This is a genomic window from Microvirga sp. P4_A5, assembly GCF_056402495.1.
Map to the genome: position 1 here is coordinate 1 of NZ_JBFUHH010000112.1, position 12,851 is coordinate 12,851.

Annotated in this window: 13 protein-coding genes and 1 pseudogene; 3 read left to right on the top strand and 11 right to left on the bottom strand. The window is 63.7% G+C overall.

The features are described from left to right. Positions 1-700 (top strand): glutamine synthetase family protein (locus AC1DVM_RS20095; protein ID WP_477257376.1); only part of this gene is annotated, 700 nt, incomplete at its 5' end. A 165-nt stretch (positions 701-865) separates the two neighbouring features. Here AC1DVM_RS20095 and AC1DVM_RS20100 read toward each other — a convergent pair. Both AC1DVM_RS20100 and AC1DVM_RS20105 read right to left on the bottom strand, forming a co-directional pair. Beyond that, positions 866-1,492 carry an outer membrane protein gene (locus AC1DVM_RS20100; RefSeq protein WP_477257378.1) on the bottom strand — a complete coding sequence of 209 codons (627 nt, stop codon included), beginning with the start codon at positions 1,490-1,492 and terminating at the stop codon, positions 866-868. 103 nt (positions 1,493-1,595) lie between these two features. Beyond that, positions 1,596-2,300 (bottom strand): alpha/beta fold hydrolase, encoded by a 705-nt coding sequence (locus AC1DVM_RS20105; RefSeq protein WP_477257380.1) that lies wholly within the window; start codon positions 2,298-2,300, stop codon positions 1,596-1,598. 165 nt (positions 2,301-2,465) lie between these two features. Here AC1DVM_RS20105 and AC1DVM_RS20110 point away from each other — a divergent pair, with 165 nt between their 5' ends. Beyond that, positions 2,466-4,055, top strand: coding sequence for a DEAD/DEAH box helicase (locus AC1DVM_RS20110; RefSeq protein WP_477257382.1), 1,590 nt, complete (start codon positions 2,466-2,468; stop codon positions 4,053-4,055). 16 nt (positions 4,056-4,071) lie between these two features. Here the strand turns inward: AC1DVM_RS20110 and AC1DVM_RS20115 are convergent, their stop codons facing one another. The 8 genes from AC1DVM_RS20115 to AC1DVM_RS20150 all read right to left on the bottom strand — a co-directional run bounded on the left by AC1DVM_RS20115 (position 4,072) and on the right by AC1DVM_RS20150 (position 11,489). Next, complete coding sequence (locus AC1DVM_RS20115; protein ID WP_477257384.1) at positions 4,072-4,425, bottom strand: TfoX/Sxy family protein; 354 nt, start codon at positions 4,423-4,425, stop codon at positions 4,072-4,074. Between the two features lie 2 nt (positions 4,426-4,427). Beyond that, complete coding sequence (locus tag AC1DVM_RS20120) at positions 4,428-4,808, bottom strand: HesB/IscA family protein (RefSeq protein ID WP_477257386.1); 381 nt, start codon at positions 4,806-4,808, stop codon at positions 4,428-4,430. 91 nt (positions 4,809-4,899) lie between these two features. Then, positions 4,900-5,283 (bottom strand): SUF system Fe-S cluster assembly protein, encoded by a 384-nt coding sequence (locus tag AC1DVM_RS20125; RefSeq protein WP_477257388.1) that lies wholly within the window; start codon positions 5,281-5,283, stop codon positions 4,900-4,902. A gap of 10 nt (positions 5,284-5,293) precedes the next feature. After that, the gene (locus AC1DVM_RS20130) at positions 5,294-6,532 is read right to left on the bottom strand and encodes a cysteine desulfurase (RefSeq protein ID WP_477257390.1); all 1,239 of its coding nucleotides are present in this window, start codon (positions 6,530-6,532) and stop codon (positions 5,294-5,296) included. A 112-nt stretch (positions 6,533-6,644) separates the two neighbouring features. After that, positions 6,645-7,958, bottom strand: coding sequence for a Fe-S cluster assembly protein SufD (sufD, locus tag AC1DVM_RS20135; protein WP_477257392.1), 1,314 nt, complete (start codon positions 7,956-7,958; stop codon positions 6,645-6,647). 1 nt (position 7,959) lies between these two features. Beyond that, complete coding sequence (gene sufC, locus AC1DVM_RS20140; RefSeq protein ID WP_477257394.1) at positions 7,960-8,712, bottom strand: Fe-S cluster assembly ATPase SufC; 753 nt, start codon at positions 8,710-8,712, stop codon at positions 7,960-7,962. 67 nt (positions 8,713-8,779) lie between these two features. Continuing rightward, positions 8,780-10,252, bottom strand: coding sequence for a Fe-S cluster assembly protein SufB (sufB, locus tag AC1DVM_RS20145; RefSeq protein ID WP_477257396.1), 1,473 nt, complete (start codon positions 10,250-10,252; stop codon positions 8,780-8,782). 64 nt (positions 10,253-10,316) lie between these two features. Beyond that, entirely contained in the window at positions 10,317-11,489 is a 1,173-nt protein-coding gene (locus AC1DVM_RS20150; protein ID WP_477257400.1) for a cysteine desulfurase family protein, read from the bottom strand. A gap of 225 nt (positions 11,490-11,714) precedes the next feature. Here AC1DVM_RS20150 and AC1DVM_RS20155 point away from each other — a divergent pair, with 225 nt between their 5' ends. Further along, the gene (locus tag AC1DVM_RS20155; protein ID WP_477257398.1) at positions 11,715-12,371 is read left to right on the top strand and encodes an alpha/beta hydrolase; all 657 of its coding nucleotides are present in this window, start codon (positions 11,715-11,717) and stop codon (positions 12,369-12,371) included. 203 nt (positions 12,372-12,574) lie between these two features. Here the strand turns inward: AC1DVM_RS20155 and AC1DVM_RS20160 are convergent. After that, positions 12,575-12,851, bottom strand: a pseudogene (locus AC1DVM_RS20160) (hypothetical protein); the annotation flags it as partial.

Here is a 12,851-nt window from a genome sequence, read left to right on the forward strand (position 1 = left end):
GATCTACAAATACTGCATCCACAACGTCGCCCAGTCCTACGGCAAGACCGCCACCTTCATGCCGAAGCCGGTCTATGGCGACAACGGCTCGGGCATGCACGTCCACCAGTCGATCTGGAAGGATGGCAAGCCGGTCTTCGCGGGCAACAAATACGCGGACCTGAGCCAGGAATGCCTTTGGTATATCGGCGGCATCATCAAGCACGCCAAGGCGCTGAACGCCTTCACCAACCCGTCGACGAACTCCTACAAGCGTCTCGTCCCGGGCTATGAGGCGCCGGTGCTGCTGGCCTATTCGGCCCGCAACCGGTCGGCGTCCTGCCGCATTCCGTGGACCACCTCGCCGAAGGCCAAGCGCGTGGAAGTGCGCTTCCCCGATCCGACCGCGAACCCCTATCTCTGCTTTGCGGCCCTTCTGATGGCGGGTCTCGACGGCATCGTGAACAAGATCGATCCCGGCGCGGCCATGGACAAGGACCTCTACGACCTGCCTCCGCGCGAGTTGAAGAAGATCCCGACCGTCTGCGGCTCGCTGCGGGAAGCGCTCGCAAGCCTCGACAAGGACCGCGCCTTCCTCAAGGCCGGCGGCGTCTTCAGCGACGACTTCATCGACAGCTTCATCGAGCTCAAGATGACCGAAGTGGCGCGCTTCGAGATGACGCCGCATCCGGTCGAGTTCACCATGTACTATTCCTGCTGAGCGGGATTTCCATTCTCCCGGCTGCGAACCGCAGCTCTCTTCACCGGAGCCCTCGCGGCTCCGGTTTTTTTATGCCCACGGGCGACGAAGCTCCCGGGAACGTCCGTCCCAACGCAAAAAGGCCCGGCGTTTCCGCCGGGCCCCTCGTCGCCGAAGCGATATGTCTTAGTAGCTGCTGAACTTGTAGTTCAGGCCGGCGCGCACAACGCCGAACTCGGTGTTGCCGTTGCCGAAAGCAACGTTGAGGTAATCGCGGTTGTCGCCGTCGAGATTGACGTAGAGACCTTCGACCTTGGCGGTAAGGTTGTCGGTGAAGGCGTATTCCACGCCGCCGCCGGCCGTCCAGCCGAAGTTCGAGTCGCCATAAGCCACACCGCCGGTGGCGTAGACCATGAACCGGTCGACGGCGATACCGGCGCGAACGCGGGTGGTGCCGAACCATTCGTTGTCGGAACCGTAGCGAACGCCGTTGACCGTGAAGTTGCCGCCCAGATCGGCGTATTGCAGATCGGTTTCGGCACCGAGCACGAACATGCCCATCTGGTAGTTGTAGCCGAGCTGCGCGCCGCCGACGAAGCCGCCGTCGTCATTGCCACGGTTCACCACGTCGAAGCCGCGGTTGTCGTCGTTGCCCCAGCCATAGCCGGCGTTCACGCCGATGTAGAAGCCCGTCCAGGTGAAGACCGGGACCGGAGCCATCATGGCGGGAGCCTTGCGCGACGGCAGGTCAGCAGCGGCGGCGGTGACGGTCAGGCCGATGAGCGCGACGGTGGAGAGAAGAATTTTTTTCATTGCAATCAAGTCCTGTTGCGAGAAGTCCAGCCCTGCTGTTACCCCATCGCAACGTAATATACTGTCACTTATCTGCAACAACGTGGCATTTTGCGACGGCTTCTCACCCTTGCGGCTTCTCGAGCCACAGGCGCATCGCGGCCGTCACCTGCTCCGGTTCTTCAAGGCTGGAAAGGTGGCCGGCGCCCCGCACCACGATGAGGGACGCCCATTCCACCATCTCGGCCATTTCCCGCGCGATTTCCGGCGGGGTGATCGAATCGCCGTCGCCGACGACGATCAACGTCGGAATTTCGATCCCCGGAAGAAGGTCGCGCGAATCGGGGCGAGCCATGATGGCACGCTGCTGGCGGACATAGCCCGCGGCGCCCGTCTCGCGCAGCATGTCGGCCACGACCTTTCTCAACGCCTCGTCGTCCTGGCGTCTGGGGTGGACGAGCTTGGGCCACAGACCAGAGAGAATTTCATCCCATCGCTCCGATTCCGCGAGGCCGATGAGCCGCTTGCGGTCTTCCTTCGCCTCATCGGTATCCGGCCGGGCACTGGTATCGAGCAGCGCCAGCCGCTCCACACGTTCCGGCGCCTGGCGCATGATTTCCATGGCGGCGTAGCCCCCCATGGAGAGGCCCGCGAGCGAGAAGCGCTCGGGCGCGGTTGCTAGCGCCCGCCGGGCGATGCCTGCCATTGAATCGTCCTGGGTGTGATCCGCCACCATGACATTCTTTAGGGGCGAGAAGGTCGCAATCTGATGTTCGAAAAGCCTCCCGGTATTGCCGAGACCGGGAATCAGAAGCAGGGTCGTCGTCATCAGGTGAATTTCCTTGGATTGACAAGCGACTAGCTTGTCCTATGGTCCGGCCACACCTTTGCCTGGGCGGATACCTCAGGTAGAACTCGTTTTGCGCCGGTTTGTTGCCGCCTTCTTGCGGTCGGGACCGACAGCGCCTCCAGACCCCAAACGGTTATACTTCTCATGTCTTTCGCCGACCTCGGACTCAGCGAGAAAGTTCTCCAGGCTGTCACGGCCTCAGGCTATACGGAGCCAACGCCCATCCAGGCGCAGGCCATTCCGCATGTGCTGGCGCGCCGCGACGTCCTCGGCATCGCCCAGACCGGAACCGGCAAGACCGCCGCCTTCGTGCTGCCACTGCTTACCAAGCTCGAAAGTGGGCGGGCGCGGGCGCGAATGCCGCGAACTCTGATCCTCGAACCGACGCGCGAACTCGCCGCGCAGGTGCAGGAGAATTTCGACAAATACGGCATCAACCACAAGCTTAACGTGGCGCTGCTCATCGGCGGCGTGTCGTTCGGCGACCAGGATGCCAAGATCGCCCGCGGTGTCGACGTGCTCATCGCGACGCCGGGCCGGCTCCTCGACCACATCGAGCGCGGCAAGCTTCTTCTCAGCGGCGTCGAGCTTCTCGTCATCGACGAAGCCGACCGGATGCTCGACATGGGGTTCATCCCCGACATCGAGCGCATCGTGAAGATGGTGCCGTTCACGCGCCAGACGCTGTTCTTCTCGGCCACCATGCCGCCCGAGATCCAGCGCCTGGCCGATGCCTTCCTGCATACTCCCGTGAAGGTGGAAGTCGCCCGCGCCGCGTCGACCGCCGCCACCATCACGCAGCGGCTCGTGGCCACCGGCCGCGAGGATTTCGAGAAGCGCGAAACCCTGCGGGATCTCATCAACGGCGCAACGGACCTGCAGAACGCCATCGTGTTCTGCAACCGCAAGCGCGATGTCGCGGTGCTTCACAAGTCACTGCTGAAGCATGGGTTCAACGTCGCGGCCCTTCACGGCGACATGGACCAGCGCTCGCGCACCGCCGCCCTGGACGATTTCCGAAGCGGCCTCGTGCCGCTGCTGGTGGCGAGCGATGTGGCGGCGCGCGGCCTCGACATTCCGGCCGTGAGCCACGTGTTCAATTACGACATTCCCCACCACGCCGAAGATTACGTCCACCGCATCGGCCGCACCGGGCGTGCCGGGCGCGCGGGCGCGGCCTTCACGCTGGTGGGACCCGGCGACGAGAAATCGCTGGTCGCCATCGAAAAGCTGATCGGCCAATCGGTCGAATGGGCGGGCCCGACGCTTGCCGAACGTCCTCCTTCGGCGCCGTCCTCCGACCGTCCGTCCAAGCGCCGTGTTCGCACGGGCGGCAGCGACCGGCCGCGTGGACGCCGGGGCAGCAGCCGCGAGGCCGTGAGCGAACGGTCGGAGGTCGCAGAGGATCTGCCGGCGCCTCGTCAGGAGCGCAGCGAGCGCCCTGCCCGCGCACCGCGCAAGCCGCGCGAGCAGGAGGAAGTCGCGGTCCGCGAGGACCGTCCGGCGCCGTCTCCGGAGCGTGCGCGCGAGCCTCGTCCGGCCGCCGCGGAGCGCAGCCCGGAGAGACCGGCGCGTGGCCGCGATCGCCCGCAGGGACGCCCGTCGGACGATCGTCCGCGTCGTCACGAGCAGGATAACGACTCGCCGGTTCTGGGTTTGGGCGAGCATGTCCCCGCCTTCCTCATGCGGGCCGTCGCGCCGAAAAAGACGAAGCCCGAACCCGAATCGGACTAGGCGCGAAACCAAGCGCCTAGCGTCGCATTTTGGTTTTCGCGTCGGGTTTCCCGGCTTTGGCGCGATAAGCCGCGGCGATCGCCAGGTCGGCGAGGCGGGCGGCCTCGTCCGGGTCATCCAGCGCGCTTTCGGGCAACCGCCAATAGCTCATCGTCATCGTCTTGCCGTTCCGGCCCATATAGGTGAACGGCCCGGAGCCGAGGTTTCGGAAAAGCTCGACGGTCGCGTCATCCACCTTCAGATAGAGCTCGCCGCCTGATTCCAGCGCGAACATCAGATCGTCACGGTAGATTCCCAGGCCCCCGAACATCCGGCGAAGGCGGATCGCGCCTGCCTCGCGAAAAATGTCCCGGATGGCCTCTTCGTCCATCCCTAGTGCGCGGGCTGAAGCATTTCCGGTACGGCGGGCGTGATGGCGACGGATTCGCCGCAGCCGCAGGCGGATGTCTGATTGGGGTTTCGGAACACAAATTGGGACGCAAGCTTGGTGGTCTCGAAATCCATCTCCGTTCCGAGCAGGAACAGCACCGCCTTCGGGTCGACCAGCAGGGTCACGCCCTTGTCCTCGACGAGTTCGTCGAGCGGACCGGCCGCTTCCGCATATTCCATCGTGTAGGACATGCCCGCGCAACCGCCGTTCTTGACGCCGACGCGCACGCCGACAATCGGCCGGTCGGCCTTCGAAATGATGTCCTTGACGCGGTTTGCCGCCGCGTCGGTCAAGGTCACGACCTTGAAGCCGGGTAGTGCCATTGTTCTCTCCTGACAGCCGGGTTCAAGGCCCGGGCAGAACGAGGGATTGATCCTCAAGATAGGATGTCGGCGGCCAAACGTCGAGATGCCGCTACCACATGTCGAGGGCGACGCGGGCCTCGTCGGACATCCGGCTCTGATCCCAGGGCGGATCGAACACCATGGCGACCGTGACACTCTGGACGCCCGGCACGGTGGCGACGGCGTTTTCCACCCACCCCGGCATCTCGCCGGCGACGGGGCAGCCGGGGGCGGTGAGCGTCATGTCGATGGCGACATTCCGATCGTCGTCGATGTCGACCCGGTAGATCAGGCCGAGTTCGTAGATGTCGGAGGGGATCTCCGGGTCGTAGACGGTCTTCAGGGCCGCGATGATGTCGTCGGTCATGCGGTCGAGTTCCTCGGGGGGAAGACCCGGGCTCGGGGAAACCTGAGGCGCGTTGGGCGCCGTCTCGGTGGGTGCGTGGTCGTTCAACGGTCTATCCTCACGAGAACAAGGCCTCGGCCTTCTGCAGGGCATCCGCCAGTTTATCGACTTCCGCCCTTGTGTTGTAGAGCCCAAACGAGGCCCGGCAGGTGGACGTCACGCCGAATCGTTCGAGGAGCGGCATGGCGCAATGGGTACCAGCGCGGACGGCGACGCCCTGCCGGTCGATGATGGTCGCCACGTCATGCGCGTGCGCGCCCGCCATTTCGAATGCGATAATGCCGCCCTTGCCCTTCGCGCGGCCGAAGATGCGAATGGAATTCATGGCGCCGAGCCGCTCGTGGGCATAGTCGGACAAGGCCGCCTCGTGGGCGCGAATGTTGTCGCGGCCGAGCTCCATCATGAACCGGAGCGCAGCGTCGAGTCCCACGGCCTCGATGATGGCGGGCGTCCCGGCCTCGAAGCGGTGCGGCGGATCGTTATAGGTGATGGAGTCGGTCCGCACCTCGCGGATCATCTCGCCCCCGCCCTGATAAGGCGGCATCCGGGCGAGCAGATCCTTCTTGCCGTAGAGAACGCCGATGCCGGTCGGGCCGTAGACCTTGTGGCCGGTGAACACGTAGAAATCGGCGTCGAGATCGCGCACGTCGACGTCGAGATGCACGGCGCCCTGCGCTCCGTCCACCAGGACGGGGACGTCGTGCGCGTGCGCGATGCGGATGATGTCCTTGATGGGCGTCACGGTGCCGAGCACGTTCGACATGTGGGTGATGGCGACGATCTTGGTGCGGGGCGTGATCAGCTTCTCGAACTCGTCGAGGAGAAAATTGCCGTCGTCGTCCACCGGTGCCCATTTGATCACCGCGCCCTTGCGTTCCCGCAGGAAGTGCCACGGCACGATGTTGGAATGGTGCTCCATGATCGACAGGATGATCTCGTCCCCCTCCCCGATCCCCATGCGGCCGAAGCTGTCCGCCACGAGGTTGTAGGCCTCGGTGGCCGATTTGGTGAAGATGATTTCCTCCACCGATCCCGCATTGAGAAACGCGCGCACGGTCTCGCGCGCACGCTCGAAGGATTCGGTCGCCGCATTGGCCATGAAGTGCAGGCCGCGATGGACGTTGGAATAGCCGGTTTCCATGATGTTCGACATGGCGTCGATGACGGCGCGCGGCTTCTGGGCCGAGGCTGCGTTGTCGAGATAGACCAGCGGCTTGCCATAGACCTGCTGCGCGAGGATCGGGAATTGCGACCGGATCGCCTCGACGTCGTAGGGTGGCAGGATGGGTGCGTTCATATCGTGCTCCAAACTCGCGCCGTCATGGCCACACTTGATGCGGCCACCCGCCTTTGTTGCCGCAGCCGCGATAAGACGTGGGTGCGCGGGTCGAGCCCGCACTTGACGTTCATTACACCCGCGCCTTCAACCAATCCTCGACGATCGCGATCAACGCGTCGCGCGCCGTCTCGTTCGCGACGAACTCCACCGCCTCGCCCAGGAACGCCTGGACCAGGAGGCTTTCGGCTTCCTTGCGCGGCAGGCCCCGGGCCATCAGGTAGAACAGGAGATCGTCGTCGAGCTGGCCGCAGGTCGCGCCGTGGGCGCATTGCACATCGTCGGCGAAGATTTCGAGTTCCGGCTTGTTGTTCATGGTTCCGCCCTCGGAGAGGAGCAGCGCCGCCGACATCATGCGGCCGTCGGTCTTCTGGGCGTGGTGGGGCACGATGATCTTGCCCTGGAACACGCCCGTCGCCTCGCCGTCGATGACGGTCTTGAACAACTCGCGGCTCTCGCAATGCGGCGCCGCATGTTCGACGATCAAGGTCGAATCCGCGTGCTGGCCGTCCTTGATCATGGTGACGCCGTTGATCTGCGCCTTGGAATTCTCGCCGTCGAGCATCGCAAAGACCTGATGGCGCGACACGGACGAGCCCGCCACCACGTTGATGCCGTTGAAAGCGGCGTCGCCGCCGAGCTTCAGCGCGAGCGTCGACAGGGCAAGCGTCTGGTCGCCTTCGCGGTTGAGCCGTACGTGATGGACGTTCGTCCTGTCCCCGGCAATGAGCTCGATCACGTCRTTGGGCTGATGCGCCGCGCCGTTCGGACCTTCATGGCTCTCGAGCAGCGTCACGGATGCACCGTCCTCGACCAGAACCAGAATCCGCGTCGCCGTCGCGACGGCGGTTTCGCTGCCGGTGACGAAGCGCAGGTGAATCGGCGTCTCGACCTTGCCTTCCACGCGCAGCATCACGCCGTCGGCCATGAACGAGGAGTTGAGCTGGTAGACCGGGTTGTCCTTCGCCCATTCCACCGGGCTGAGACGGGCCAGCCACTCGTGCCCGGATGCGAGCGCTTCCGCCAGCGGCACGATCTCGACGCCCTCGGGAAGCGTATCGAACCGCACCGCCTCACGGACGAAATGACCATTCACGAACGGAACGTCGAGCGCTTCGACGCCTTCGAACGCGGTCGCCTTCGCCAAGGCGGAAGCCGCTTCCGCGGCACTCGGCTTGACGGCGAACGGCGCGATCTCCCGCATCAGGGTGCGAAGGTCGGTGTATTTGAACTCCTCGACCCRGCGATGCGGCAGGCCATTGCGGTTGAAGACCTCGAACGCTTTCGCGCGCGATTCCACATCCCCCGGCAGATTGGCCTTCGCGGCATCGAACGCCTGGACCAGGGCGGTCTCGCTCGGCGTTCTCATCAATGTGAGCTGGGCCATGTCAGGCGGCCTCGGTTTCGCGGTAATCGGCATAGCCGTTGGCCTCGAGTTCAAGCGCCAGATCCTTCCCGCCGGATTTCACGATGCGGCCGGACGACATGACGTGCACGCTGTCAGGGACGATGTAGTTCAGCAGGCGCTGGTAATGCGTGATGACGAGGAACGAGCGATCCGGCGAGCGGAGCGCGTTGACGCCTTCCGACACGATGCGGAGGGCGTCGATATCGAGGCCTGAATCGGTTTCGTCGAGAATGCAGAACCGGGGCTCGAGCAGCGCCATCTGGAGGATTTCCATGCGCTTCTTCTCACCGCCCGAGAAGCCCACATTGAGACCGCGCTTGAGCATCTCTTTCGGCACTTCGAGCTTGGTGGCGGCGGCATTGACGCGCCTGATGAAATCGGGCGTCGTCAGCTCGACCTCGCCGCGCGCCTTGCGCTGTGCGTTGATGGCGGCCTTGAGGAACGTCATCGAGGCGACGCCCGGGATTTCCAGCGGATACTGGAAGGCGAGAAAAAGGCCCGCCGCTGCGCGCTCGTCCGGCCCCATCTCCAGGATGTTCCGGCCGTCGAGCAGGATCTCGCCGTCGAGCACTTCGTAATCGGCCTTTCCGGCGATCACGTAGGACAATGTCGATTTGCCCGAACCGTTGGGGCCCATGATGGCCGCCACTTCGCCGTCGTTCACGGTGAGGTTGAGGCCATTGAGAATACGCTTGTCCTCGATCTGAACGACGAGGTTGTTGATCTGAAGCATGTTGAATTCCTTCATGCTCGCCCTGAGAGCGCGCTGCGCTTCTCGAAGAGCGAGATGGCTGCGTTGTTTAACCGACCGAACCTTCGAGCGAGATCGAGATGAGCTTTTGCGCCTCGACCGCGAACTCCATCGGCAGGTGCTGAAGCACGTCCTTGACGAAGCCGTTGACGATGAGCGCGGTCGCCTCCTCGGCGGAGAGGCCACGCTGCTGGCAGTAGAACATCTGATCTTCGGAGATTTTCGAGGTGGTAGCCTCGTGCTCGAACACCGCGGTCGCGTTCTTCGACTCGATATACGGCACGGTATGCGCGCCACAGCGATTGCCGATGAGAAGCGAGTCGCAATTGGTGAAATTGCGCGCGTTGGACGCCTTGCGGTGCGCCGACACGMGCCCCCGATAGGTATTCTCCGACCGGCCGGCGGCGATGCCTTTGGAAATGATCCGGCTCGTCGTGTTCTTGCCGAGATGGATCATCTTGGTGCCGGAATCGACCTGCTGCATCCCGTTCGAGACCGCGATGGAATAGAACTCGCCGCGCGAACCGTCGCCCCGCAGGATGCAGGACGGATATTTCCAAGTGATCGCAGAACCGGTCTCGACCTGCGTCCAGGTAATGATCGAGTTCTTGCCACGGCAATCGCCGCGCTTGGTCACAAAATTGTAGATGCCGCCCCGGCCTTCCGAGTCGCCCGGATACCAGTTCTGCACGGTCGAATACTTGATCTCCGCATCGTCGAGGGCGATCAGCTCGACCACGGCCGCATGAAGCTGGTTCTCGTCGCGCATGGGAGCCGTGCAGCCCTCGAGATACGACACGTACGAGCCCTTGTCGGCGATGATGAGCGTGCGCTCGAACTGGCCGGTATTCTTCTCGTTGATGCGGAAGTAGGTCGACAGCTCCATCGGGCAGCGCACGCCCGGCGGAATGTAGACGAACGACCCGTCGGTGAAGACGGCGGAGTTGAGGGTGGCGAAGAAATTGTCGGTCACCGGCACGACGGTGCCGAGATATTGCCGCACGAGGTCCGGATATTCACGGATCGCCTCGGAAATCGGCATGAAGATCACGCCGGCTTTCGCCAGCTCGGCCTTGAAGGTCGTGGCGACCGAGACGGAATCGAACACGGCATCGACCGCGACCCGGCTCTTGGGCTCGACGCCTGCCAGGATTTCCTGCTCGCGCAGAGGGATGCCGAGCTTCTCGTAGGTCTTGAGAATTTCCGGATCGACCTCGTCGAGGGATTTCGGCGACGGGAAGTTCTTCGGCCCCGCGTAATAATACATGTCGTTGTAGTCGATCTTGTCGTACGACACGCGCGCCCAGTTGGGCTCCTTCATGGTCTGCCAGCGCTTGTAGGCGTCAAACCGCCACGCGAGCATCCATTCGGGCTCGCCCTTCTTGGCGGAGATGAAACGGATGACCTCTTCGGAGAGCCCCTTGGGAGCCTTCTCCATTTCGACATCGGTCTCGAAGCCGTACTTATATTGATCGACGTCGATCAGGCGAACCTGATCGATTGTTTCCTGCACAGCAGGCATTTCACTCTCCCACCGCTCACGGTTTCAAGGACCGCCGGTTGATGTGGAAGGCGGAGCGTGGCCCTCAGGCCGCGCTCGCCTTCCGTCTATATAGGGTGCCGACCACCCGTTCGCACGCTTCCGCGAAGCGGCCAACATGCTCGTCGGTGGTCGTCCACCCCAAACTCACGCGCAAAACGCTGTCCGCCACCACGGGATCGACCCCCATGGCGTCCAGAACATGCGAACGTCTGACCTTTCCCGACGAACAGGCTGAGCCCGACGACAGGGCGATGCCCTGCAGGTCGAAGGCGATCAGCGCCGTTTCGGCCTTCAGGCCGGGTATCGCAAAAGCAAAGGTATTCGGCAACCGCTCAGCGTCCTCCGCGATGATCACCGCATCCGGCGCGATCCGACGAAGCTGTCGCTCCGCCTCCTCAAGCAGCCCTTGAAGGCGCGTGGCTTCCGCTCCGAGGGCGGCGCCAGCAACGCAGGCCGCTTCGCCGAACCCCGCGATCGCCGCGACGTTCTCGGTGCCGGCCCGGTAACCGCGCTCCTGTCCGCCGCCTCGGATCAGACGATCGGCGATCTCGAGCTGGTCGGAGGCCAGAATCACCGCCCCGGCCCCTTTGGGGCCCCCGATCTTGTGGGCCGACAGGGTAAGGGCATCCGCCCCTAGGGCTGCCAATTCGATGGGAAGCCTTCCGGCCGCCTGCACCGCGTCCACATGCAACAGCCCGCCTTGGGCGTGAACGAGGAGCGCTACCTCGGCAATGGGCTGGATCACGCCGGTTTCGTTATTGGCAAGCTGGACCGAGACGAGGATGGGTCCGGCTCCGGACTGCCGGAGCCACGCCTCCAGCCACGCCAAGTCGATGCGCCCCTGCTCGTCGACGGGCGCGAGCTCGACATCCGCGGCGGCGAACCGGTGCCCGCTCAGGCCGCAGGGATGTTCGGTGGCGCAAAGCATCAGTGTCGCGCAGGATGCGCCGCCAAGACGGCGGAACGACGGGCTCAGCACCAAGTTTGAGGCTTCCGTGCCGCCGCTGGTGAAAACGACGTTCTTGGCCTTCGCGCCGACCAGGCGGGCGACCTGATCGCGGGCATTCTCGATGGCGGCCCGTGCGGCACGGCCTTCGGCATGGACGGAGGAGGGATTGCCCGGCAGATCGAGCGCGCGACTCATCACCGCCGCGACCTCCGGCCGAAGCGGCGAGGTGGCGTTGTGATCGAGGTATACGCGCCCCTGAAAGGCCATCCTGTCTCCGTCGTTCACGAAAATCTTGCAATTGCCCATGGTTGTCATGCTAAAGCACCGCAACCACATGCTATCCGTTCACGCCCGCCGCCTCTCCGCTGCGTAAGCGAAACACTATAGCACTTTAGAATTGTTCTAAAAGTTTAGCGAAGTTCGCTGGGTCAAGTCAAGGCCGCGCCGGACTTTCCCTCTCGGGATGAGAGGTTGATCAAGAGGTTTGTATTCATGCCAGAGGTCGTCTTCACGGGTCCTGCCGGTCGTCTCGAAGGGCGCTACCAGCCTGCGAAGCAGCGCGGCGCCCCGATCGCCATCGTGCTTCACCCGCATCCGCAATTCGGCGGCACGATGAACAACCAGATTGTCTATAATCTCTATTATGACTTTGTGAACCGCGGATTCTCCGTCCTGCGGTTCAATTTCCGCGGCGTAGGCCGCAGCCAGGGCGCCTTCGATCATGGCCAGGGCGAGTTGTCCGACGCGGCGGCGGCGCTCGATTGGGCCCAGGCCATGAACCCGGATGCGCGCGCCTGCTGGATCGCCGGGGTCTCCTTCGGGGCCTGGATCGGCATGCAGCTTCTCATGCGCCGTCCGGAGATCGAGGGCTTCATCTCGATCGCCGCCATGGCCAATCGCTACGATTTCTCGTTCCTCGCCCCCTGCCCTTCCTCCGGCCTGTTCGTCCATGGCTCCGAGGACCGGGTGGCCCCGGTGAAGGACGTGGTGAGCGTCATCGAGAAGGTCAAAACCCAGAAGGGTGTGAAGCTCGAACATGCGGTGGTCGAGGGCGCCAATCACTTCTTCGACGGACGCGTGGACGAATTGATGACATCGGTCGGCGCCTATCTCGACATGCGCCTGGGAGCCACCGAAGAAGTCGTGTAACGCGACGCCCTTCCGACACACGTCTCCTCACGGAAAAAAACGGCAGGTCATGGACCTGCCGTTTGTCGTTCGCAGAGTGCGGCCCGCCGGGTTTCAAGGATGCGCTCGGGCGAAACCCGTTTTCCCGAGGGGGTGGCGGCGTGAGCCCGAATCCACAACACGCGAGGAAGGCTGCCGCGCATCGGCGGCCTCGGGTTGCGCGTTCAGATGTTGAGGAAGTTGAAATCGTCGGCGTGAAGCTGCGAGGCTCTCACGCCGACGAGTTCGATCCTGAAATCCCCCTTCGCGATGAAGGTGCTGTTGCCGCTTTCATACGCGACGCCGAGAATTTCGGAAAAGCTCGCGAAGATGTTCTTGTAAATGAGAATCTCGTCGATGTGTCCCGCGCCGGCGACGAAGTCCATGATCTTCGCCTGCGTCCCGGGGAACACCACGAACCTGTCATCGCCAGATGCGCCGACCATCGTGGCAGAACCGCCT